At 70.7% G+C, this 21504-nt stretch carries 18 protein-coding genes; 11 read left to right on the forward strand and 7 right to left on the reverse strand.

What is annotated here, in order from left to right; genetic code table 11:
- The first annotated feature begins 16 nt into the window (after positions 1–16).
- From ACWA14_RS01305 to ACWA14_RS01330, 6 genes are all read left to right on the forward strand, one after another.
- Positions 17–2131: a beta-galactosidase gene (locus ACWA14_RS01305; RefSeq protein ID WP_463795642.1), complete on the forward strand. Its 2115-nt coding sequence runs from the start codon at positions 17–19 to the stop codon at positions 2129–2131.
- Positions 2128–3516, forward strand: a complete 1389-nt coding sequence (gene gcvPA / locus ACWA14_RS01310; protein ID WP_463795643.1) for an aminomethyl-transferring glycine dehydrogenase subunit GcvPA — start codon at positions 2128–2130, stop codon at positions 3514–3516. The genes ACWA14_RS01305 and gcvPA overlap by 4 nt, the downstream gene beginning before the upstream one ends.
- Positions 3513–5096 carry an aminomethyl-transferring glycine dehydrogenase subunit GcvPB gene (gene gcvPB / locus ACWA14_RS01315; protein ID WP_463795644.1) on the forward strand — a complete coding sequence of 528 codons (1584 nt, stop codon included), beginning with the start codon at positions 3513–3515 and terminating at the stop codon, positions 5094–5096. Before gcvPA ends, gcvPB begins: the two co-directional genes overlap by 4 nt.
- Positions 5093–6247, forward strand: a complete 1155-nt coding sequence (locus ACWA14_RS01320) for an ATP-NAD kinase family protein (protein WP_463795645.1) — start codon at positions 5093–5095, stop codon at positions 6245–6247. The genes gcvPB and ACWA14_RS01320 overlap by 4 nt, the downstream gene beginning before the upstream one ends.
- Before the next feature lie 41 nt (positions 6248–6288).
- Positions 6289–7047: an SDR family NAD(P)-dependent oxidoreductase gene (locus ACWA14_RS01325; RefSeq protein ID WP_463795646.1), complete on the forward strand. Its 759-nt coding sequence runs from the start codon at positions 6289–6291 to the stop codon at positions 7045–7047.
- Between the two features lie 130 nt (positions 7048–7177).
- Positions 7178–8698 (forward strand): SDR family NAD(P)-dependent oxidoreductase, encoded by a 1521-nt coding sequence (locus ACWA14_RS01330; RefSeq protein ID WP_463795647.1) that lies wholly within the window; start codon positions 7178–7180, stop codon positions 8696–8698.
- Positions 8699–8830: 132 nt separating this feature from the next.
- Here ACWA14_RS01330 and ACWA14_RS01335 read toward each other — a convergent pair whose 3' ends face one another.
- The gene (locus tag ACWA14_RS01335; protein WP_463795648.1) at positions 8831–9169 is read right to left on the reverse strand and encodes a winged helix-turn-helix transcriptional regulator; all 339 of its coding nucleotides are present in this window, start codon (positions 9167–9169) and stop codon (positions 8831–8833) included.
- A gap of 76 nt (positions 9170–9245) precedes the next feature.
- Here ACWA14_RS01335 and ACWA14_RS01340 point away from each other — a divergent pair, with 76 nt between their 5' ends.
- Positions 9246–9902: an FMN-dependent NADH-azoreductase gene (locus ACWA14_RS01340; RefSeq protein WP_463795649.1), complete on the forward strand. Its 657-nt coding sequence runs from the start codon at positions 9246–9248 to the stop codon at positions 9900–9902.
- A gap of 109 nt (positions 9903–10011) precedes the next feature.
- On the opposite strand, the gene ACWA14_RS01345 is transcribed toward ACWA14_RS01340, so the two are convergent.
- Positions 10012–11244 (reverse strand): Nramp family divalent metal transporter, encoded by a 1233-nt coding sequence (locus ACWA14_RS01345; RefSeq protein WP_463795650.1) that lies wholly within the window; start codon positions 11242–11244, stop codon positions 10012–10014.
- Positions 11245–11397: 153 nt separating this feature from the next.
- Positions 11398–12333 (reverse strand): dihydrodipicolinate synthase family protein, encoded by a 936-nt coding sequence (locus ACWA14_RS01350; protein WP_463795651.1) that lies wholly within the window; start codon positions 12331–12333, stop codon positions 11398–11400.
- 151 nt (positions 12334–12484) lie between these two features.
- Here ACWA14_RS01350 and ACWA14_RS01355 point away from each other — a divergent pair, with 151 nt between their 5' ends.
- A complete protein-coding gene (locus ACWA14_RS01355; RefSeq protein ID WP_463795652.1) occupies positions 12485–13495 on the forward strand; it encodes a LacI family DNA-binding transcriptional regulator in 1011 nt (336 codons plus the stop codon).
- A gap of 130 nt (positions 13496–13625) precedes the next feature.
- Here the strand turns inward: ACWA14_RS01355 and ACWA14_RS01360 are convergent, their stop codons facing one another.
- Both ACWA14_RS01360 and ACWA14_RS01365 read right to left on the reverse strand, forming a co-directional pair.
- On the reverse strand, positions 13626–14705 hold the full coding sequence (locus ACWA14_RS01360; RefSeq protein WP_463795653.1) for a sensor histidine kinase: 1080 nt from the start codon (positions 14703–14705) through the stop codon (positions 13626–13628).
- Positions 14706–14715: 10 nt separating this feature from the next.
- Positions 14716–15387: a response regulator transcription factor gene (locus tag ACWA14_RS01365; protein ID WP_463795654.1), complete on the reverse strand. Its 672-nt coding sequence runs from the start codon at positions 15385–15387 to the stop codon at positions 14716–14718.
- Between the two features lie 87 nt (positions 15388–15474).
- Between ACWA14_RS01365 and ACWA14_RS01370 the strand changes: the two genes are divergently transcribed.
- Genes ACWA14_RS01370 through ACWA14_RS01380 form a run of 3 tightly spaced genes read left to right on the forward strand, consistent with a single transcriptional unit; the run spans position 15475 to position 18205 of the window.
- Positions 15475–16137 carry a M15 family metallopeptidase gene (locus tag ACWA14_RS01370; protein WP_463795655.1) on the forward strand — a complete coding sequence of 221 codons (663 nt, stop codon included), beginning with the start codon at positions 15475–15477 and terminating at the stop codon, positions 16135–16137.
- A complete protein-coding gene (alr, locus tag ACWA14_RS01375) occupies positions 16134–17261 on the forward strand; it encodes an alanine racemase (protein ID WP_463795656.1) in 1128 nt (375 codons plus the stop codon). Before ACWA14_RS01370 ends, alr begins: the two co-directional genes overlap by 4 nt.
- Positions 17255–18205 (forward strand): D-alanine--D-alanine ligase family protein, encoded by a 951-nt coding sequence (locus ACWA14_RS01380; RefSeq protein ID WP_463795657.1) that lies wholly within the window; start codon positions 17255–17257, stop codon positions 18203–18205. Before alr ends, ACWA14_RS01380 begins: the two co-directional genes overlap by 7 nt.
- Before the next feature lie 27 nt (positions 18206–18232).
- Here ACWA14_RS01380 and ACWA14_RS01385 read toward each other — a convergent pair whose 3' ends face one another.
- Together ACWA14_RS01385 and deoD are read right to left on the reverse strand one after the other, a co-directional pair.
- On the reverse strand, positions 18233–20728 hold the full coding sequence (locus ACWA14_RS01385) for a DEAD/DEAH box helicase (protein WP_463795658.1): 2496 nt from the start codon (positions 20726–20728) through the stop codon (positions 18233–18235).
- Between the two features lie 57 nt (positions 20729–20785).
- On the reverse strand, positions 20786–21499 hold the full coding sequence (gene deoD, locus ACWA14_RS01390) for a purine-nucleoside phosphorylase (protein WP_463795659.1): 714 nt from the start codon (positions 21497–21499) through the stop codon (positions 20786–20788).
- Between the last annotated feature and the right edge of the window lie 5 nt (positions 21500–21504).

A 21504-nucleotide genomic window follows, 5' to 3' on the forward strand; every position in this document is an offset into this window, starting at 1 on the left:
TCAGAGAGGAGACTTCGTGCCCGCACCCGATGGCGACCAGCCCACCCGACGCGTCCGCCTCGATGCCCTCGCCTACGGTGGCGACTACAACCCCGACCAGTGGTCGGAAGAGACCTGGCACGAAGACATCCGTCTGATGCGCGAAGCCGGCGTGAACATGGTGAGCCTGCCGATCTTCAGCTGGCCCCAGCTGGAACCGGAGCCCGGCGTCCACGACTGGGCGTGGCTCGACCGCATCATCGACCTGCTCTGGGAGGCGGGCATCGCGATCGACCTCGCCACAGCCACCGCTACCCCGCCGTCGTGGCTGCTGCGCGCTCATCCCGAGATGGCACCGTGGGATGCCGACGGTCACCGCCTGGAGTTCGGATCCCGTCAGACCTACTGCCCGTCGTCGCCGATCTGGCGGGAGAACGTCGCGCGGATGACCCGGGCGATGGCAGAACGGTACGGACACCATCCCGCTCTCGCCATGTGGCACATCTCCAACGAGTACGGCGATCACACCTCGCGCTGCTGGTGCCCCGAGTCGGCACGGCACTTCCGTGGCTGGCTGCAGGACCGCTACGGCGACCTCGACGGGCTGAACGAGGCGTGGGGCGTGAACGTGTGGGGTCAGCGCTACACGTCGTGGGAGCACATCGAGACGCCGAAGAAGGCGCCGGGGCCGGTCAACCCCACCAAGCTGCTCGACTTCGAGCGCTTCTCATCCGACGCGCTGCTGGAGCTCTTCCAGGTCGAGATCGATGTGCTGCGCGAGGTCACACCCGACATCGCGGTGACCACGAACTTCATGAGCATGTTCCGCGACCTGGACTACTGGGACTTCGCCGCTGTCGAAGATGTCGTGACCGATGACGCCTACCCCGAGCCCGCCGACCCGACCTCGCACGTCGGTGCGGCCCTCAACTACGGCCTCATGCGCTCGCTCAAGGGCGGGCAGCCGTGGCTGCTGCTGGAGTCCTCGGCCAGTGCGACAAGCTGGCGCGACGTGAACGTACCCAAGGCGCCGGGCAAGATCCGCATCGAGAGCCTGCAGGCGGTCGCGCACGGCTCCGACGCCGTGATGTTCTTCCAGTGGCGTCAGGCCAAGTACGGCCAGGAGAAGTTCCACTCCTCGATGCTCGGTCATCGCGGAGAGCGCTCGCGCAGCTTCCGGGAGACCAAGGCGCTGGGCAACGAGCTGAAGAAGCTCGAACCCGTGCGCGGCACCCGGGTGCGCTCGCGCGTGGCGCTGGTGGTGGACTGGGACTCGTGGTGGGGCACCAGCGCCGTCGAGTCGCTGCCCTCGCAGCGTCTGCAGTGGGCGCAGCAGGCCCGAGCCTGGCACCGGGCGCTGTACACGCTCGGCCAGCCGGTGGACGCCGTCAGGGCGACCGGTCCCTTCGACGCGTACGACGTGGTCGTGGTGCCGAACCTCTACATCGTGGAGCAGCCGCAGGCCGACGCGCTGCGGGCCTTCGTCGAGCGCGGAGGGCACCTCGTGGTCGGACCGTTCTCCGGCGTGGTCGACGCCACCGAGAAGGTGCACGACGGTGGAGCGCCGGGACCGCTGCGCGACCTGCTGGGCATCGAGGTCGACGAGCAGTGGCCGATCGCCGACGGTCTGACCGAGCGCATCGACTACGCGGGCGACACCCTGACCGTGCCGTCGTGGAGCGAGTGGCTCGAGGCCGACGACGACGTGGAGGTGCGCGGCACCTATGCGAGGGGCGAGCTCGACGGCCTGCCCGCGGTGACCCGTCGCACGGCGGGGGCGGGCTCGGCCTGGTACGTGAGCGCGATGTTCGACCCTGAGGGCCTGCTCCCGGTCTTCCGCGATGTGCTGCGCACGGCCGGCGTTCCCGCCCGCGCGCACACCGACATCGAGGTCGAGGTCGTCACGCGCGCCGACGACACCACCGACTACACGTTCTATCTGAACCACGGACGCTCTCCTGTCGCCTTCGAGATCCCGACCCCGGGCGTCGACCTGCTCACCGGCATCCGTCACGCGGACCGGCTCGAGCTCGACCGCTACGGGGTCGCCGTCCTCGCCGCGCCCCGCTCCGCATCCATCCCCTTCGCCACCCCGATCGCGTCTTCGCGTGACACGTCCCTGAGCAACAACGATCAGAAGGAGGACGCATGACCGCCCCGTTCGTGCATCCGTACATCCCCAACACCGCCCCGGAGCCTCGAGCGGCGATGCTCGCAGCCGTCGGTGCCGCGTCGGTCGACGAGTTCTACGCCGACATACCGGCGTCGCTGCGACTGAGCCGTCCGCTCGACCTTCCGGCCCCCTTCGTGGCCGAGCAGGACCTCGCCCGCCACGTGCGGGGGCTGCTCACCAAGAACCGTTCGACCGCGGAGCGGCTGAGCTTCCTCGGCGCGGGCACCTACAACCACTATGTGCCGGCGGTCGTCGACGAGGTCATCGGGCGCAGCGAGTTCCTGACCGCCTACGCCGGTGAGCCCTACGAGGACCACGGCCGGTTCCAGGCGCTGTTCCAGTACCAGTCGCTGATGGCCGAGCTGCTCGAGATGGACGTCGTCAACGTGCCGACCTACGACGGCTACCAGGCCACGGCGACGGGCCTGACGATGTCAGGACGCCTCACCGGCCGCGGCCGGGTGCTGGTCGTCAGCGACGTGCTCCCCGCGAAGCTCGCGAAGGTGCATGACTACGTCCGGGCGCACCTCACGCTCGAGCACCGGCCGACCGTCGGCGGCACGGCCGACGTGGCCGCCGTTCGTGCGGCACTGGGCGATGACGTGGCTGCGGTCTGGGTCGAGACGCCCAGCGCCACGGGAGCGGTCGAGGCCGCGCTGTCGGAGATCGCGGATGCCGCGCACGCGGCGGGCGCCGTGGTCGTCGTCGGCACCGATCCGATCGGCTACGGGGTGCTCACCCCTCCCGCGGTGGCCGGAGCCGACATCGTCACCGGTGACATCCAGTCCCTCGGCCTGCACCAGTGGTTCGGCGGCGCCCACGGCGGCTTCATCGCCGTGCACGACGACCCGACCTTCGTGATGGAGATGCCGTCGCGGCTGTTCGGGCTCGCCACCACCGATGTGCCCGGCGAGTACGGCTTCGGCGACGTGGCCTACGACCGCACCTCGTTCGCCCATCGCGAGGACGGGAAGGAGTGGGTCGGCACGGCCGCGGCTCTCTGGGGCATCGCCGCCGGGGCCTATCTCGCGCTCATGGGACCCGCCGGCATGGCCGAGCTCGGCGAGGTGCTCCTCGCCCGCACCCGGTACGCGCAGCAGGCGCTCGCCGCGGTGCCCGGTGTCGCGCTCGACGACGATGCCGTTCATCTACGGGAGTTCACGGTGACCTTCGCCGACGTCACGGCGGAGGCGGTCGTCACCGCGCTGCGCACCAAGGGCATCGAACCCGGAGTGGTCGTGGACGAGCGCCGCCTGCTCGTCTGCGTCACCGAACTCACCTCCCAGGCCGACATCGACACTCTGGCGGGCGCACTCGCCGAGGTCACGGCATCCGATCTCTTCGCGAAGGAGCAGAACCGATGAGCCTCCCCGTCGCCCCGAAGCCGGCGCTGCGCCGCTTCCAGCAGGCTCGCTGGGACGAGCCGATCATCTTCGAGCTGACCACGCCCGGCGAGCGCGGCGTGCTGGTCTCGCAGGTCGAGCCCGGCGTGCGCGAGGCGGTGGGCGACGTGGTCGCCGCGCTACCCGCCTCCCTGCGCCGTGCGTCGAAGCCGAAGCTGCCCGAGATGGGGCAGATGCGCGTGCTCAAGCACTATCTGCGCCTGTCGCAGGAGAACCTCGGCGCCGACTTCAACGTCGACATCGGGCAGGGCACCTGCACCATGAAGTACGCGCCGAAGATCAACGACCAGCTCGCGAACACCCCGCAGCTCACCGCGATGCACCCGCACCAGGACCCGGCCGACGCACAGGGTGTGCTCGAGATCATCTGGCAGTTGGAGCGGATGCTCGCCGAGATCTCCGGCATGGACGAGGTCTCGCTGCACACGCAGGGCGGATCGGCTGCGATCTGGGCGAACATCGCCATGATCCGCGCCTTCCACGAGGCCAACGGCGAGGGCGAGCAGCGCCGCGAGGTCATCACCACGATCTTCAGCCACCCCTCGAACGCGGCCGCCGCGAAGGCCGCGGGCTACGAGGTCATCACCGTGTACCCCGACGCCGAAGGCTACCCCTCGCTCGACGCGCTGGAGGCGGCGCTGTCGCCCCGTACCGCGGCGATCATGGTCACCAACCCCGAGGACACCGGCATCTACAACCCGGCGATCCGGGAGTGGGTGGATGCCGCACACGCCGTCGGGGCCCTCGCCTCGTACGACCAGGCCAACGCGAACGGCATCCTCGGGGTCACGCGAGCCCGCGATGCCGGCTTCGACGTGTGCCACTTCAACCTGCACAAGACCTTCGGCACCCCGCACGGCAGCGGCGGACCCGGATCGGGCGCGAACGCCGTGAGCGCGGCGCTGGCCCCCTTCCTGCCGGGTCCGCGGGTCGTGCGCGACGATGACGGAACCTTCGCGGTCGCCGAGGGCGGAGAGCTCTCGATCGGTGCGGTCGGGCCGTTCTTCGGCGTCATCCCCGCCCTCGTGAAGGCCTACTCGTGGATCATGGCGCTCGGAGCCGAGGGGCTGCGGGCCGCCGCCGAGACCGCCGTGCTGAACAACAACTACCTGATGGCTCGCGTTCTCGGGATTCCCGGAGCCTCGGCCCCGTACGCCACCGGCCGCCGTCGCATCGAGCAGGTGCGCTATTCGTGGGAGGAGCTGTACCAGGAGACCGGCATCTCGTCGGAGGAGATCGGCGTGCGCATGACCGACTTCGGCATGCACTACTGGACCAGCCACCACCCCTACGTGGTGCCGCAGCCCTTCACGCTCGAACCGACCGAGTCGTACTCGATGGCCGAGCTCGACGAATACGCGGACACCCTGGCCGAAGTGGCGCGAGAGGCACGGGAGACCCCCGAGGTGGTGCGCACCGCCCCGCACAACCAGACCGTGCACCACACGCACCACGACGATCTGGACGACCCCGACCGGTGGGCGATCACGTGGCGCGCGTACCAGCGGAAGTACTTCCGCGCGGAGTCTGTCGCGTCGTGATCGGCCTCGTCGTCAACCCTGTCGCCGGAGTCGGCGGGCCTGCGGGCCTCGCCGGCTCCGACGGCGCGGACGTGCAGCGCCTCGCCCTCGCGCGCGGCGCCCGTTCGCGCGTCCAGGAGCGGGCGATCCTCGCCCTGACGACGCTCGCCGAACGGCATCCCGGGCTTCAGGTGGCGACCGCCGCCGGTGCGATGGGCGCCGACGCCGCGCGCGCGGCCGGGCTGGTTCCGCGTGTCGTTGCTCCCGCGCCCGGTGTCGAGCGGAACGAGACGGAGGCGGGGGATACCTCGCGTGCGGTGGCGGCGCTCGCCGCGGACGGCGTCGACCTGATCCTCGTTGTCGGCGGTGACGGGACGCTGCGGGATGCCGTCGCGGGGCTCGAAGGGGCCGAGCACGCGGATACGCGGACGCCCGCCGTGCTCGGGGTGCCGGCCGGGGTGAAGATGTACTCGCCCGTGTTCGCGGTCAGTCCGCGGGCGGCGGGGGCGATCGCCGCGGACTGGATCGACCTCGGAGGGCTTCCCACCGACGAGCGCGAGGTGCTCGACATCGACGAGGCCGCGATGCGGCGAGCCCGCGTCGACCCCACGCTGTACGGCATGCTGCGGGTGCCGTACCGGAGCGGCCGCACCCAGGCGCGCAAAGCGCCGACACCCGTGACCGAGGCGGCGGCGGTCGAGGCGGCGGCCCGTGGCGCCGTGGCCCGCATGCTCCCGGGCGTCCGCTACCTGCTCGGTCCCGGCGGCACGACCGCCGAGATCTCCCGGCAGCTGGGCGTCGGGGGATCCCCGCTCGGAGTCGATGTCGTGCTCGACGGCACGGTCGTCGTCTGCGGCGCGAGTGAGCAGGAACTCCTCGCCGAGATCGCCGAGGGGCCGGCTCAGGCCGTGGTCACCGTGATCGGCGGCCAGGGATTCCTGCTCGGGCGCGGCAACCAGCAACTCTCGGCTGCCGTCCTGCGTGCTCTCGGCGACGACCCACTCCTCGTCGTCGCCCCTGAGCAGAAGCTCATCGACCTGCACGGCCGCCCGCTCCTCGTCGACACCGGCGCCCCGGAACTGGATGCAAGACTCGCCGGACACGTGCGCATCGTCACCGGCGCGGGTACCAGCAGCCTGTACGCCGTGAGCGCCCCCGAACTGACTCCCTGACTGCGTCTGACATCTTCTGAACGAACCCGAAAGGACACCCCATGCGTCTCGAGAACAAGAAGGCCATCGTCACCGGCGGTGCCGGCGGCATCGGTCGTGCCACCTCGCTCGCGCTCGCCGCCGAGGGCGCGGCCGTCGCTGTCGTCGACCTGAACGCGGAGGCCGCCGAGGCCGTCGCCCAGGAGATCCGTGCCGAAGGTGGCACCGCCATCGCGATCGCGGCCGACGTCGCGAGCGAACCCGACATCGAACGGGTCATCGCCACTTCTCTCCAGGAGCTCGGCGGAGTGAACGTCGTCTTCAACAACGCGGGGATCATCCGTCGCACCTCGGCGGTCGAGACGACCGTCGAGGAGTGGGATCGCGTGTTCGGCGTGAACGTGCGCTCGATCTTCCTGATGTGCAAGCATGTCGTGCCGATCATGGAGGCGGCGGGCGGTGGCTCGATCATCAACACCGGATCGGGCTGGGGCCTCAAGGGCGGCGGCCAGGCCCTCTCGTACTGTGCCTCGAAGGGGGCGGTCGTGAACATGACGCGTGCGCTCGCGATCGACCACGGCCCTGCCGGCATCCGGGTGAACTCCGTCAACCCCGGCGACGTGAACACCGGGATGCTGCGCGACGAGGCTCGTCAGCTCGCGCAGGACCCCGTCGCCTTCCTCGCCGAAGCCGCCGATCGTCCGCTGCGACGCATGGGCGAGCCGGGCGAGGTCGCGCAGGCCGTGGTCTGGCTCGCGAGCGACGACTCCTCGTACGTCACGGGGTCGGCGCTCGTCGTGGACGGCGGCGGGATCGCGTAGCTGCGGTGAGCCCGCGCACTCCGTCGAGTGCGCGGGCTCTCGACGTCGAGCCGTGCACTCGACGACCGGCTCATGTGCCCGGCGGGCGGGGTCGGGCGTACCCCCAGGACACTCGCGTAAAATCAGCACAATGACCGACGCCCCCTCCGACGCTGCACCCGACCTCGGACCGGGCGTCGACCCCGACGATCTCGCCACCACGCTGCGCGTGCTCGCCCACCTGCACGAGATCGACGACGAGCATCCCGACTTCGTCGCCGTGCGCCACGCCACCGCGGCGATGTTCAAGGCCGTCAAGCGCGTGCGGCGCAAGGAGATCCGCGACGCGATCGCCGAGGCCGACAAGGCCGTGGTCGCCCGCACCGCCACCGGTGCCCCCGACCGCATCGACGACGAGACGCGCGGCCACGATCTCGCGACCAGCGTGACCGACGCCCCCATCGCGGGCGAGCTGCTCAAACCGCGCAACTGCTACATCTGCAAGCAGCCCTACACGGTCGTCGACGCGTTCTACCACCAGCTCTGCCCCGACTGCGCGCGCTTCAGCCACGGCAAGCGCAACGCCCGCACCGACCTCACCGGCAAGCGCGCGCTGCTCACCGGCGGCCGGGCGAAGATCGGCATGCACATCGCCCTGCGGCTGCTGCGCGACGGTGCGCACACGACCATCACGACCCGGTTCCCGCGCGACGCCGTGCGGCGGTTCTCGGCGCTTCCGGATGCGGCCGACTGGCTGCACCGGCTGCGCGTGGTCGGCATCGATCTGCGCGACCCGGCCCAGGTGATCGGACTCGCCGACTCGGTCGCGGCGCAGGGCCCGCTCGACATCCTCATCAACAACGCCGCGCAGACCGTGCGGCGCTCGCCCGGTTCGTACTCCCTGCTGGCGGATGCGGAGCTGCAGCCGCTTCCCGACGGACCGCTGCCCGAGATGGAGACGTTCGGGCACACCGCCGACCCGCACCCGCAGGCCCTGCAGGCGTCGGTCGACGCGCATCCGCTGCTCTCGGTCGCGGCACTCGGGGGCACGGTCGCCGAGCAGGGCGGGCAGGCGCTGACGGCGGAAGATCTCGCGCGCCTCGCGATGGCGCCAGGATCGTCGTCGCTCGAGAAGCACGCCGACGGCACGGCGATCGATGCGGGCGGTCTCGTGCCCGACGTGAACCGCACCAACAGCTGGGTGCAGTCGATCGACCAGGTCGACCCGCTCGAGATGCTCGAGGTGCAGCTCGCGAACACGACCGCGCCGTTCCTGCTCATCAGCCGTCTGCGGGCGTCGATGGCGGCATCCGGATCCCGTCGCAAGTACGTCGTGAACGTGTCGGCGATGGAGGGACAGTTCTCGCGCCGCTACAAGGGGCCGGGGCATCCGCACACGAACATGGCCAAGGCCGCACTGAACATGCTCACGCGCACCAGTGCGGGCGAGATGCTCGAGACCGACGGCATCCTGATGACCGCGGTCGACACCGGCTGGATCACCGACGAGCGCCCGCACTACACGAAGGTGCGCCTGGCCGAGGAGGGCTTCCACGCTCCGCTCGACCTGGTCGACGGAGCGGCCCGCGTGTACGACCCGATCGTGCGCGGCGAGGCCGGCGAAGACGTGCAGGGCGTGTTCCTGAAGGACTATCAGCCCAGTCCGTGGTGAGTCCTGCCGCCGGCGGCCGCGGATTGGTCCGGCCGCGCGAGTTGCAGGACCGTTCGACGGATGCAGGACGATGTGACGGCGATTCGTCCTGCAGGTCGCGATTTCCCCTGCAGTCGGCACGCCATCCGGCAGTCAGGGGGCGCGCATCTCGAGGTTGGCGGATGCCCAGGCGCCGAGCTGATCGAGGATCGGCAGCAGCCCCTGTCCGCTCTCGGTGAGCGCGTAGGAGACCGTGATCGGGGGGCCGGCGTCGACCGTGCGGGCCACGAGCCCGGCATCCGCGAGGGCGGCGAGTCGATCCGAGAGCACGGTGTCGCTGATGCCGGCGACGGCGCGACGCAGCGCGACGAAGGTCGACGGACCGCCGCCGAGCGACGACACGATCATGCCGTTCCAGCGCTTCCCGAGCACGCTGAAGGCCAGCGTGACGGCCGCGTCGCACTGGTGCAGTTCGTGCTCCACCTCGGGCATGCCCCCATCCTACTCGTGCTACGTTAACCGATGCCGCTAAGAAAAACCTAGCGACTACGAAAACGAGAGGCTCGTCATGTCCCTGTTCCGCCTGGATGCCAGCATCCTGCCCGCGTCGTCCGCCAGTCGTTCGCTCGCCGACCTGGTCGAAGCCGAATGGACGGCCTCCCACCCCGACTCGACCGTCACGCGCCGCGACGTGGCCGCCGACCCCGTGCCGGCGACGGCCTGGGCGGATGCCGTGACCTCCGCGTTCATCGATGCCGACCAGCGCACCGAGCGCCAGAACGAGGCCCGTGCCCTCGCGACGTCCTTCGCCGATGAGCTCATCGGCGCCGATGCCCTGCTCTTCGCCGTGCCGCTGTACAACTACGGCGTCTCGCAGCACTTCAAGACCTGGTTCGACCTGGCCTACACCGATGCGCGCATCGATCCGAGCGGCACCGCGCTGCGGGGCAAGCCCGCGACACTCGTGACCGTGCTCGGCGGGAACTACGCGCCCGGCACCCCGAAGGAGGGCTGGGACCACTCCACCGCCTGGCTGCGTCGCGTGCTGGAGGACGTGTGGGGACTCGACCTGCGTGTCGTGCAGCGCCCGTTCACGCTGGTGGGCGTGAACCCGGCCCTCGACGCCTTCGCCGACGCCGCTCGCGACCTCAAGGAGAACGCCGAGAACGATGCCAGGGCCTACGGTCGGGAGCTGGCAGCGCTGCGGGGTCCGCAGGTCGCCTGACCCGCGCACTGGCCGCTCGGTGCCCGCCGGCAGACGAGGACGGATGCAGGGCCGGAGCGCGCGCTCCGGCCCTGCATCCGTGAAGACCTCGACGCAGTGTCCCGGCGGCCTATCCGATCAGCGTGAGGAACAGGCGCACCGAGAGCGCGAGCACCGCCACGAGGCCGATGACACCGGCCGCGTTCTGCCACCACGTGTTGCGCATGTCGCCCATGAGCTTCCCGCGGTTCGCCATGATGATGATCACCGCGGCGAGCACCGGGGCGACGAACACGGTCAGCGCCTGAGCGATGACGATCAACTGCACCGGCGACTCCTGGAACGTGATCGTGACCACGATGCCGAAGGTCAGGATGCCTGCGCTCACGAGCTTCGCGGTCAGCGAGCTCGACGACGCCCCGCGGCCGAGCCCGTCGGACAGCATCGTGCCCCCGGCCGTCGCGTTCGCGATCATCGAGGAGAACGCGGCGCCGAAGAATCCGAGCGCGAACACCGTCGAGCCGACCGGGCCGGCGAGCGGCTCGAAGATCCCCGCGAGTGCCACGATCGTGGGCGCGGCCTCCCCGGTCTTTCCCAGCACGGATGCCGCGACCACGATCACCAGTGCGGTCATGATGCCCGGGGCGATGATGCCGGGAATGGTGTCGACGATCGTGACGTCGCGGTAGTCCGCCTCGGTGCGCCCGCGCTCCTTCGTCCCGTAGGCCGTGTAGAAGGCGGCATTGATCGAGAAGTTCGTACCGACGAGTGCGACGATCAGCAGCCAGGCGCCGCCCGGGAAGGTCGGCAGGAGTCCGGCGCCGGCGGCGGCCCAGTCGGGATTGGAGATGAACGCCGATGCGATGAATGCGATGGACATCAGTGCCACCGCGACGACGAGGACCTTCTCGACCACGCGGTAGACGTTGCGGAGCAGCAGCAGCGTGGCGACCGCGGCCGTGCAGATGATCGTCCACATGATCGGGCTGCCGCCGAAGAGCATCGACAGGCCGAGACCGGATCCCACCGCGTTGCCGACCGAGAAGCAAAGGGTGATGAGGAACACGCCGATGCCTGCGAGCACCCCGACCCAGCCGCCGAGGTGGTCCTTGATCGACGAGATGAGCGAGGTGGGCGACTTGATGCCGAGGCGGACCGCCATGTCGGTGAGGAAGATCATCAGGATCGTCGAGACCACGATCACCCAGATGAGCGCGTACTGGAAGCCGCTGCCGGCCTGGACCGCGGTGGTGAGGTTGCCGGGGCCGAACTGCCAGGCGCCCGCGACGAACGCCGGACCGATGAGGGCCAGGTGCTGCCAGAACGGGCGCCGTTGCTTGCGTGAGGTGACGATGTTCTTCATCGTCTCAGTGGAGACCCGCCCATAGCCAGTGCCGGGCGTGGGAGAGGCGTGACGCGTCTTCGTGCGGTCGTTCATGATGTGTCCTTCGAGTCGTCGTTGACTGCAGGGAGGTGGCGGGTGGGGCGGTCTCGGGCGACCGCCCCACCCGGGGCGTCACGCCGGGACGGTGACCGCGCCGAGGCCGGCCAGGGTGAAGGCGGCGGCGATCTCGGCATCCGCGCCCTCCGGCAGCGGCAGCAGCGGGGTGCGCACCGTGGCGTGGTCGAGGATGCCGCGCTGGACGAGGCCCCACTTCAGCGCCACGGTGCCTTCCATGTGGGAGCCGCGGTGGTACACGTTCTGCGTCACCGGGAGCAGGCGCTCGTGGATGGCGTGCGCGGCCTCGTAGTCGCGGGCCTTGCCCGCCGCGATGAGCTCGATGAGGGGCTCGGGTGCGACGTTGCCGTAGCCGACCAGCAGGCCGTCGACGTCGAACATCGTCGGCAGCAGGTACTCGTCGTGGCAGGAGAGGATCTGCAGCTCGGGGTAGGCGGCGCGCAGGGCAGGGATCTCGGTGTACCAGCGGCGCATGTTGCGCACGCCGTTCTTCGTGGCGAAGACGCCGTCCTGCCCTGCGATCTCGAGCTGGGTGTCGAGGTCGTAGGTCGCCTTGGTGTTGTCGGGGTACTGGAAGAGGATGAGGGGCAGGCCCGACTCCTCGTAGATCTCGCGATAGCGCGACTGCGGCGCTCCCTGCTGGTAGCCGAAGCGCAGCCAGCCGTGCGACGGGTAGACGAGGCCGGCGGTCGCACCGGCATCCACGGCGGCCTTGGCCTCCAGGGCGGCGGTCTTGTTGCCCTCCTTGGTGATGCCGGCGATCACGGGGACGCGGCCGTCGGTCGAGGCGACGAACGCGCGGATGACGTCGAGCTGCTCCTCCTCGGTGAGGAAGGTGCCTTCGCCGGCGTGGCCGAGCACGACGAGGCTCTTGACGCCGTCGATCGAGCCGAGCCAGGAGCCGAGGCGCTGGATGGCGTCATAGTCGACGGCACCGTCCTCGGTGAACGGGGTCACGGGGGCGGGGTTGAGGCCGCGGAGGTCGAGGGTCATGATCGGTCCTTTCCTTGGAGCTTCTTCGCTGGTTTCTCGTCATCGAGGAGGTGGGAACGTTCGCGGGAACGTTTGCAGGAACGATTGCAAGTATGCTCGGGGGTGCCGGGGTTGTCAACACCCGGATCCGGATTCCATCGAGGAGGATGCCGTGGACGAGCAGCAGGAGCGACACGTCGTCACGCTGAAGGACGTCGCCGCGGCATCCGGCGTCAGCATCTCGACGGTCAGCCGGGTGCTCGACGACCGCACCCCGCCCTCGCGCTCATCGACCGCCGAGCGTGTGCGACGCATCGCGGACGATCTCGGCTACCGCCGCAACATGTTCGCGTCCGGACTCCGCCGAGGGGCGACGGGCACGATCGGGGTGCTGGTGCCTCGGCTCACCGACCACGTCATGGCGCTCATGTTCGAGGCGATCGAGCGCACCGCCCGTGCACGCGGCTCCTTCGCCGTGGTCGCCACGTGCGGCGACGACCCCGTCGAGGAGAGACGCGCGACCGAGACCCTGCTCGACAGGAACGTCGACGGCCTCGTGCTCGCGACCGCGCGCCTGGATGACACGCTGCCGGCTTCCCTCCGCGAACGGGGAGTGCCGCACGCGCTCGTGCTCCGCACCGATGGCGTCAGCCCCTCCGCGCTCGGCGACGACGAGGCCGGGGGGTACTTCGCCGCCCGTCACCTGGTCGACCTCGGGCATCGGGAGATCGCCGTCATCACCGGCCCGTGGTTCACGTCGAGTGCCCGGGATCGCCTCGCGGGGGCCCGCCGCGCGCTCGCCGAGGGCGGGATCGAGCTCGCGAACGACCGCGTGATCTCCACCGGGTACGGCATCGAGGCGGGCCACATCGCCGGACGTTCCCTGCTCAGCGATGCGGTGCCCCCGCCCACCGCGATCTTCGCCGCGAACGACAATCTGGCCATCGGCGTCGTCGCCGCGGCCTCCGCCGCCGGGCTCAGCATCGGGCGCGATCTGTCGGTCGTCGGGTACAACGACATCCCGCTCGCCGCCATGCTGCCCGTACCGCTGACCTCGGTGCGCACCGCCTTCGATCAGATCGCCACGAGCGCCCTCGACCTGCTCGGAGGACCCGCGGGAAGCATCACGCGTGCCCTGCCCACCCTGATCCCGCGGGCGTCCACGGCGTCGCCCGCGCGCTGAGCGGGCGACGACCGGTGAGCGACCGTGCACACCTGCTCGGTGATGTGCGCTCGGCTCGGCCCTCGTGGCCGTATCTGGCCGAGCCACGCGCACATCACCGAGCCCCGTGCACAGCGCGGCGCGGCCGGCCTCAGTCCGGGGGTCCGGCGGGATATGGATGCGGCAGCCACACCGTCACGATCAGCCCACCCTCGCCGCGGGGCGTGAGCACGAGAGTGCCGCCGTGCGCGCGGGTGATGCGCTCGACGATCGCGAGGCCGAGCCCGGTGCCTCCGTGATCCTCGCCGCGGGTGCGTTCGGCGCCCCGCTGGAAGGGCTCGATCAGGGTCGCGACGAGGGGCGCCGGGATGACCGGACCGGTATTCTCGACCACGAGCGCCAGGGCCTGCGGCTGCGCATGCGTGCGCACGGCCACACGACCGCCGAACGACAGGTTGTGCACGACGGCGTTCGACACGAGGTTCGTCACGAGTTGCTGCAGCAGCGCCGCCGAGCCGAGCGTGAGCGCGGGGGCTCCGGCGACCTCGATGGTCACGCCACGGCGTTCGGCGAGCGGGAGCAGCGCCTCCCCCGCCTCCTCGGCGAGCAGGGAGAGATCGACGGTCTCGCGGGGGAACGACCCGCGCTCGGCCCGACTCAGCAGGAGAAGGGCCTCCGTGAGCTCGATGGCCCGGGCGTTGACGTCGTGCAGGCGGGCGATCAACGCATCCACGTCTCGATCGGGGTCGGAGCGGGCGACGTCGAGCATCGCCTGCGAGATCGCGAGCGGAGTCCGCAGCTCGTGCGAGGCGTTCGCGGCGAACCGCTGCTGCTCGGCGATCTGCGCCTCGAGGCGCTCGAGCATCGAGTCGAAGACGTCGGCGAGATCGCGGAACTCGTCGCGGGGGCCCTCCAGCGCGACCCGGTGCGCGAGCGAGCCGTGCGTCGCGAGCGTGGCGGCCTCGCGGATGCGGTCGAGCGGTGCCAGCATCCGTCCGGCGAGCAGCCAGCCGCCGCCGAGCCCGAGCGCGATCAGCGCGACCATGACCGCGGTCGCCACCGGCACGAACGCGCGCAGCAGATCGGAGCGGTTGGGCACGAAGATGTCGGCGACGATCTGCACGTCCGGCACGTATCGCAGCAGGAACAGCCCGACGGCCGCGAGCAGCAGGACGCCGGAGAACACCACGATCGCCGCGTAGCTGAGCGTGAGCTTCAGGCGGGCGCTCATCCCGCGACGCCTACGCACCGGCATCCGCCTGGATCCGGTAGCCGACCCCGGGAACCGTGACGATCAGCCCGGGCTCGCCCAGCCGCTTGCGCAACGACGACACCGTGATGCGCACGGCGTTGGTGAACGGGTCGGCGTTCTCGTCCCAGGCGCGTTCGAGCAGTTCCTCCGCGCTCACGACTCCGCCGGCCGCGTCGGCCAGCACCTCCAGCACGGCGAACTGCTTGCGCGTGAGGGCGACGTAGCGTCCGTCGCGGTACACCTCGCGCCGGAACGGGTCGAGCCGCAGCCCCGCGATCTCGAGCACGGGCGGGCGGGCGCGCCGGCGCCGACGGTCGAGCGCGCGCAGGCGCAGCACGAGTTCGCGCAGCTCGAAGGGCTTCGTGAGATAGTCGTCGGCGCCGATCTCGAATCCGGACGCCTTGTCGGCGAGCCGGTCGGCGGCCGTGAGCATGAGGATCGGGATGCCGCTGCCGGAGGCCACGATCCACCGCGCGATCGCATCGCCGTTCGGGCCGGGCACGTCGCGATCGAGCACCGCGAGGTCGTAGGCGTTGATGCGGAGCAGCTCCATCGCGGTGTCGCCGTCGCCCGCGATGTCGGCCGCGATCGCCTCCAGGCGCAGCCCGTCGCGCACCGCCTCGGCGAGGTAGGGCTCGTCCTCGACGATCAGCACACGCATGGCTGCGATCCTACGCACCCCGGTATATCGCCAGCGTATGGAAAACGGCATACGCCCTGGCAACGGGCGGACGACTGCACTGGAGGCATGAACACCACCGGTCTCCCTCGCCCCCGACGCGCGCATCGCGTCCGCTCCCTCGTGCTCGTCGCGGCGGTGCTCGCGGTCGCCCTGCTGGCCGCTCTCGCCGTGCAGCAGTCCCTCTCCGCGGCATCCGCGGAGACCTCCGCCGCCCCGACATCGACGGCGGGAGGAACCGCCGCGCCGATCGACGGATCGGTGCTCGCGCCGAGCGAGGCGGACGGCGTGATCCGCGACGGCGACCAGCCGACCGTCTTCGACACCGACCGGGTGGCGGTCGGCAACCTCGACCCGGCGCTGCTCGAGGCGCTGCAGCGCGCGGCGACCGATGCCGACTTCGACGGGATCGTGCTGCGGGTGAACAGCGGCTGGCGGTCGGCGGCACTGCAGGAGCGGATGCTGCAGGACGCCGTCGTGCGGTACGGCTCGGAGGACGAGGCCGCTCGCTGGGTCGCGAGCGCCGCGACGTCGGCACACGTCTCCGGCGACGCGGTCGATCTCGGGCCCCTGCCCACGCTCGACTGGCTCGCCCAGCGCGGCGCGGGCTACGGCCTCTGCCAGATCTACGCCAACGAGTCGTGGCACTACGAGTTGCGGCCGGAGGCGGTCCACGACGGATGCCCCGAGATGTTCGACGACCCCAGCGACGACCCGAGGATGCAGCGATGACCGCCCAGCTCGCGCCCGTGCCGGCGACGCTCGTGCACCTGCAGCCCCCCACCCTCGGGACGCTCCCGGCGGCGGTCGCGGCGAACGTGCACCGGGTGCGGGCGGCCTCCGAGGCGCGCATCATGGCCGTGGTCAAGGCCGACGGCTACGGGCACGGGGCGCTCACGGTCGCCCAGGCCGCGATCGCCGCCGGCGCCGAGTGGCTCGGGGTGACGGAGGTCGCGGAGGCGGTGGCGTTGCGCGACGCCGGCATCGCGGTGCCGATCCTGTCGTGGCTGAACCCCGGCGGCGTCGACGCGGGGAGGGCGGCCCGTCACGGGATCGACATCGCGGTCGGGTCGGTGGTCGAGCTGCGCGAGCTCGCCCGGGATGCCGATCGGATCGTGCGCGTGCACCTCCATGTCGATACGGGCATGTCTCGAGGCGGCTGTCCGCTCGACGACTGGTACGAACTGCTGCAGCGCGCCCGCGATGCCCGCGGCCGGATCGAGGTCGTGGGCGTCATGGGACATCTGCCGCGGGCCGAGGAGGGTGACCCCGCGGCCAACGCTCCGGCCGTGCTGCGGCTGCGGCAGGCGCGGGATGCCGCACTGCGGGCGGGATTCGGGCCGCTGCTGGTGCATCTCGCGGCGACCGCGGGAGCGCTCACCGATCCGGCGACGCACTTCGGCATGGTGCGGATCGGCGCGGGGCTCGTGGGCATCGATCCGTCCGACACCGTCGCGCTGCACGGAGCCGCGCGCCTCACCGCCGCGGTCGTGCAGAGCGTCGTGGTGCCGTCGGGGACCGCGGTCGGGTACGGAGGAGAGTTCGTCACCGACCGGCCCACGCACCTCGGTGTGATCGGTGTCGGATACGCCGACGGCATCCCGCGCGAGCTCGCCGCCGCGGCGGGGGTCGAGATCGACGGTCGGCGGCATCCGATCGTGGGGAGGGTGTCGATGGACCAGATCGTCGTCGACACGGGCGAGGAAGCAGTGCCGCGCGGGGCGATCGTGCGCGTGTTCGGACCGGAGGGCGGCGCGGTGCCGTCGGTGCAGGACTGGGCGCGGTGGGCGGGGACCATCCCGCACACGATCGTGACCGGCATCGGCACCCGCGTGCGCCGGAGCGTCGCATGGTGACGCGGGTGCTGGTGATCGGCGGCGGCCAGAATGCCGAGCACGACGTCTCCCTCGCCTCCGCGTCGGCGGTCGCGGCGGCGCTGCGCCTGGGCGATCACGAGGTGCGGTGCGTGACGATCGACCGGGCGGGCCGCTGGCGTGCCGACGGCGTACCACCCGGGGCCACGGTCGCCGACTCCCTCACGCAGGCACTGCCGCTGCTGGGATGGGCCGACGTCGTGTTCCCCGCGGTGCACGGCGCTCCGGGGGAGGACGGGAGCCTCGCGGCGCTGTGCGCACTCGCGGGGGTGCGCGTGGTCGGAGCGGGAGTGCGGGCGGGGGCGATCGGCATGGACAAGTGGACCACGAAGCTGGTGGCGGATGCCGTGGGGCTCCGCACCGCCCGGGGCAGACTCGTCGCGGCCGGGGACATCGGCGACATCGAGTTCGAGGGCCCGGTGGTGGTGAAGCCCGCCTCGGCGGGATCGAGCTACGGGGTGAACCTCGTGACCCGGGAGGATCAGCTGCTCGCGGCCCTGCAGGAGGCGGCTCGCTTCGACCGCCGCATCCTGGTCGAGGAGGTCGTGCGGGGGCGGGAGATCGACGTCGCCGTGCTGCGGGAGGCCGGCGGCATCCGTTGGGCCGCCCCGCCGCTCGAGATCCAGGCGAGCGGACTGTTCGACACGGCGACCAAATACCACGGCAGCGCGCGCTTCACCGTGCCCGCGGCGCTTGACGCGGCCGAGACGTCGGCCCTGAAGCGGGCCGCGATCGCGATGTTCGACGCACTCGGCTGCGCGGGGGTGGCGCGGATGGACTTCTTCCTGACGGCGGGCGGGCCGGTGCTGAACGAGGTCAACACGATGCCGGGGCTGACCGCCGCCTCGCAGGTGCCACGGATGTTCGCGGCGGCGGGCGTGACGTACGTCGACCTGGTGACGCGGCTCGTGCGCGCGGCGCTGTGACGTCGTCGAGCGGAGGCGGGCAGGCTCCTACAGCCGGTCCACCGCGGTCACGGTGACGACCGCTTCGCCCGCCTCGTCGGAGGCGACCAGGTCGATCGTCGCGGAGATGCCCCAGTCGTGATCGCCCGCGGGGTCGTCGAGGATCTGACGGACGGTCCAGGAGCCGGCGCCCTCGGTGAGCAGGAGCAGTGTCGAGCTGCGGGCGTCGGCGCCGGTGAGGATCTCGTCGTGGTCGGCGAAGTAGCCGTCGAGCGCGTCGGACCAGGCCTCGGCACCGAAGGAGGGATCGAGCTCGGCGAGAGCATCCACGTCGTCGCGCGCCGCCAGCTGCACGCGGCGGAACATCTCGTTGCGCACCAGGATGCGAAAGGCGCGCACGTTGCTCGTGAGACGTGCGGGGGCCGGCGGGACGACCGGGGCATCGTCGCCGTGCGGGGGGATGACGCCGTTGACCAGCTCCTCCCACTCGTCGAGCAGGCTCGAGTCGACCTGCCGCACGAGCTCGCCGAGCCACTCGATCAGGTCGCGGAGGTCGTCGTTCTTGAGCTCCTCCGGGATGGTCTGCGATGCCGCGCGGTAGGCGTCGGAGAGGTAGCGCAGCACGACTCCCTCGGAGCGCGCGATCTTGTAGTACGCGACATATTCCCCGAACGACATGGCGCGCTCGTACATGTCGCGCACGACGGCCTTCGGATGCAGTTCGAAGTCGCGAATCCACGGCTGGGCAGCGCTGTAGGTCTCGAAGGCCGCGGTGAGCAGCTCTTCGAGCGGGCGCGGATACGTCACCTCTTCGACCAGCTCCATCCGCTCGTCGTACTCGATGCCCTCCGCCTTCATGGCGCCGATCGCCTCGCCACGGGCCAGGAACTCCTGCTGTCCGAGCACCGCGCGCGGATCGTCGAGAGTGGCTTCCACGATCGAGATCATGTCGAGCGCGAAGGCGGAGGATTCCGGGTCGAGCAGCTCGAACGCGGCGAGGGCGAACGGCGAGAGCGGCTGGTTCAGGGCGAAGTTCGGCTGCAGATCGACCGTCAGGCGGATCTCTCCGGCATCCGTCCGCTCGACGATGCCGGATTCGCGCAGCGTGCGGTAGATGCCGAGCGCACGGATCGCGAGCTCGCGCTGCCTCTTCCGCGGCTCGTGGTTGTCGTATACCAGCGAGCGCATATTGCCGAAGACGTCGCCCCCGCGCGCGATCACGTTGAGCATCATCGCGCTCGTGATCTGCATGTGCGAGGTCAGGGTCTCCGGCACCGCGTCGATGAGCTTGCGGAACGACGGCTCGCCCCAGGAGACGAAGCCGTCCGGTGCCTTCTTGCGCACGATCTTGCGCTTCTTCTTCGGGTCGTCGCCGGCCTTCTTCACCGCGGCGACGTTCTCGGATTCGTGCTCCGGGGCCTGCGCGACCACGGTTCCGGCGGTGTCGAAGCCCGCGCGTCCTGCGCGACCGGCGATCTGGTGGAACTCGCGCGCGTTGAGCTGCCGCATCCGCGTCCCGTCGAACTTGGTCAGTGCGGTCAGCAGCACCGTGCGGATCGGCACGTTGATGCCGACACCCAGGGTGTCGGTGCCGCAGATCACGCGCAGGAGTCCGCGCTGGGCGAGCTGCTCGACCAGCCGGCGGTACTTCGGCAGCATGCCGGCGTGGTGCACCCCGATCCCCGCGCGCAGGAAGCGGGAGAGCGTCTTGCCGAACGCGGTCGTGAAGCGGAACTCGGCGATCAGCGCGGCGATCTCGTCGCGCTGCTCCCGGGTGGCGATCTTCGTGCTCGACAGCGCCTGCGCCCGCTCCATCGCCGCGGCCTGCGAGAAGTGCACGACGTAGATCGGTGCCTGCCCGGTGCTCAGCAGATCATCGACGGTCTCATGGATCGGCGTGGTCTCGTAGAAGTAGTGCAGCGGGACCGGCCGTTCGACACCCGTGACCGAGGTCGTCTCGCGACCCGTGCGGCGGGTGAGATCGTTCGAGAGGGTGGTGACGTCGCCCAACGTGGCGGACATCAGGATGAACTGCGCCTGGGGCAGTTCGAGCAGCGGCACCTGCCAGGCCCAGCCGCGGTCGGGGTCGGCGTAGAAGTGGAACTCGTCCATCACGACCTGGCCGACCTCGGCATCCGTGCCCTGACGCAGCGCGAGGTTGGCGAGGATCTCGGCCGTGCAGCAGATGATCGGGGCATCCGCGTTCACCGACGAATCGCCCGTGATCATGCCCACGTTCGCGGCGCCGAACACATCGACCAGGGCGAAGAACTTCTCGCTCACCAGGGCCTTGATCGGGGCGGTGTAGTAGCTGCGGACGCCGGCGTTGAGGGCGGCGAAGTGCGCGCCGACCGCGACGAGCGACTTGCCGGTGCCGGTGGGGGTCGACAGGATCAGGTTGTGGCCGGAGACGATCTCGATGACCGCTTCGTCCTGCGCCGGGTAGAGGCTGAGACCCGTGGATTCGGCCCATTCGACGAAGGCCAGGTACACGGTGTCCGCATCGGCTCCGGCGGGAGGGGCGGCGTCGAGGAGCGATGACATGGTCCCTCGATCATCGCATCCCGGGCAGGTGAACGGCGACGGCGTCCGCCCGACGCACTAGACCCGCGTGGCCGCCCGCAGCGCGATGCGGATCATGTCGCCGAAGGTCTGCTCGCGCTCCTGCGCGGTGGTCTCCTCGCCGGTGACGATGTGGTCGCTCACCGTGCAGATCGCGAGGGCCCGCCTGCCGTACGACGCCGCGAGCGTGTAGAGGGCGGCCGCCTCCATCTCGACGCCCAGGATGCCGTGCTGCACGAACGGTTCCATGAGCTCGGGACGGGTGCTGTAGAACTGGTCGCTCGAGAACAGCTGGCCCACGTGCACGGCTGAGGTCAGAGCCTCCGCCTCACTCGCCTCGACCGCGGCGCGCAGCAGCGAGAAGTCGGCCACGGCGGCGTAGTCGAGCCCGTGGAAGCGCACGCGGTTGATGCCGGAGTCGGTGCTGGCTCCGTTCGCGATGATGATGTCGCGGATCTTCACCTTCTCGGTCAGTGCGCCGCACGATCCGACGCGCACGATCGTCTGCACGTCGTAGGAGTCGAACAGCTCGTTCGCGTAGATCGCCATGGACGGCTGCCCCATGCCGGAGCCCTGCACCGAGACGCGATGGCCCTCCCAGGTGCCGGTGAAGCCCAGCATCCCGCGCGTCTCGGAGTACAGCACGGCATCGTCGAGGAACGTCTCGGCGATCCACTTCGCGCGCAGCGGATCGCCGGGGAACAGGACGAGGGGGGCGATCTGACCGGGCTCTGCGGCGATGTGCGTGCTCATGCCTC

Source organism: Microbacterium sp. TW_SC_2, from assembly GCF_055361165.1.

What these genes read in the sequence shown, in the direction of transcription:
- gcvPA (WP_463795643.1), top strand. Translation starts at nt 2,128, where the DNA reads ATGACCGCCCCGTTCGTGCATCCGTACATCCCCAACACCGCCCCGGAG.
- gcvPB (WP_463795644.1), top strand. Translation starts at nt 3,513, where the DNA reads ATGAGCCTCCCCGTCGCCCCGAAGCCGGCGCTGCGCCGCTTCCAGCAG.
- ACWA14_RS01325 (WP_463795646.1), top strand. Translation starts at nt 6,289, where the DNA reads ATGCGTCTCGAGAACAAGAAGGCCATCGTCACCGGCGGTGCCGGCGGC.
- ACWA14_RS01330 (WP_463795647.1), top strand. Translation starts at nt 7,178, where the DNA reads ATGACCGACGCCCCCTCCGACGCTGCACCCGACCTCGGACCGGGCGTC.
- ACWA14_RS01335 (WP_463795648.1), bottom strand. Translation starts at nt 9,169, where the DNA reads ATGCCCGAGGTGGAGCACGAACTGCACCAGTGCGACGCGGCCGTCACG.
- ACWA14_RS01340 (WP_463795649.1), top strand. Translation starts at nt 9,246, where the DNA reads ATGTCCCTGTTCCGCCTGGATGCCAGCATCCTGCCCGCGTCGTCCGCC.
- ACWA14_RS01345 (WP_463795650.1), bottom strand. Translation starts at nt 11,244, where the DNA reads ATGAAGAACATCGTCACCTCACGCAAGCAACGGCGCCCGTTCTGGCAG.
- ACWA14_RS01350 (WP_463795651.1), bottom strand. Translation starts at nt 12,333, where the DNA reads ATGACCCTCGACCTCCGCGGCCTCAACCCCGCCCCCGTGACCCCGTTC.
- ACWA14_RS01360 (WP_463795653.1), bottom strand. Translation starts at nt 14,705, where the DNA reads ATGAGCGCCCGCCTGAAGCTCACGCTCAGCTACGCGGCGATCGTGGTG.
- ACWA14_RS01365 (WP_463795654.1), bottom strand. Translation starts at nt 15,387, where the DNA reads ATGCGTGTGCTGATCGTCGAGGACGAGCCCTACCTCGCCGAGGCGGTG.
- ACWA14_RS01370 (WP_463795655.1), top strand. Translation starts at nt 15,475, where the DNA reads ATGAACACCACCGGTCTCCCTCGCCCCCGACGCGCGCATCGCGTCCGC.
- alr (WP_463795656.1), top strand. Translation starts at nt 16,134, where the DNA reads ATGACCGCCCAGCTCGCGCCCGTGCCGGCGACGCTCGTGCACCTGCAG.
- ACWA14_RS01380 (WP_463795657.1), top strand. Translation starts at nt 17,255, where the DNA reads ATGGTGACGCGGGTGCTGGTGATCGGCGGCGGCCAGAATGCCGAGCAC.
- ACWA14_RS01385 (WP_463795658.1), bottom strand. Translation starts at nt 20,728, where the DNA reads ATGTCATCGCTCCTCGACGCCGCCCCTCCCGCCGGAGCCGATGCGGAC.
- deoD (WP_463795659.1), bottom strand. Translation starts at nt 21,499, where the DNA reads ATGAGCACGCACATCGCCGCAGAGCCCGGTCAGATCGCCCCCCTCGTC.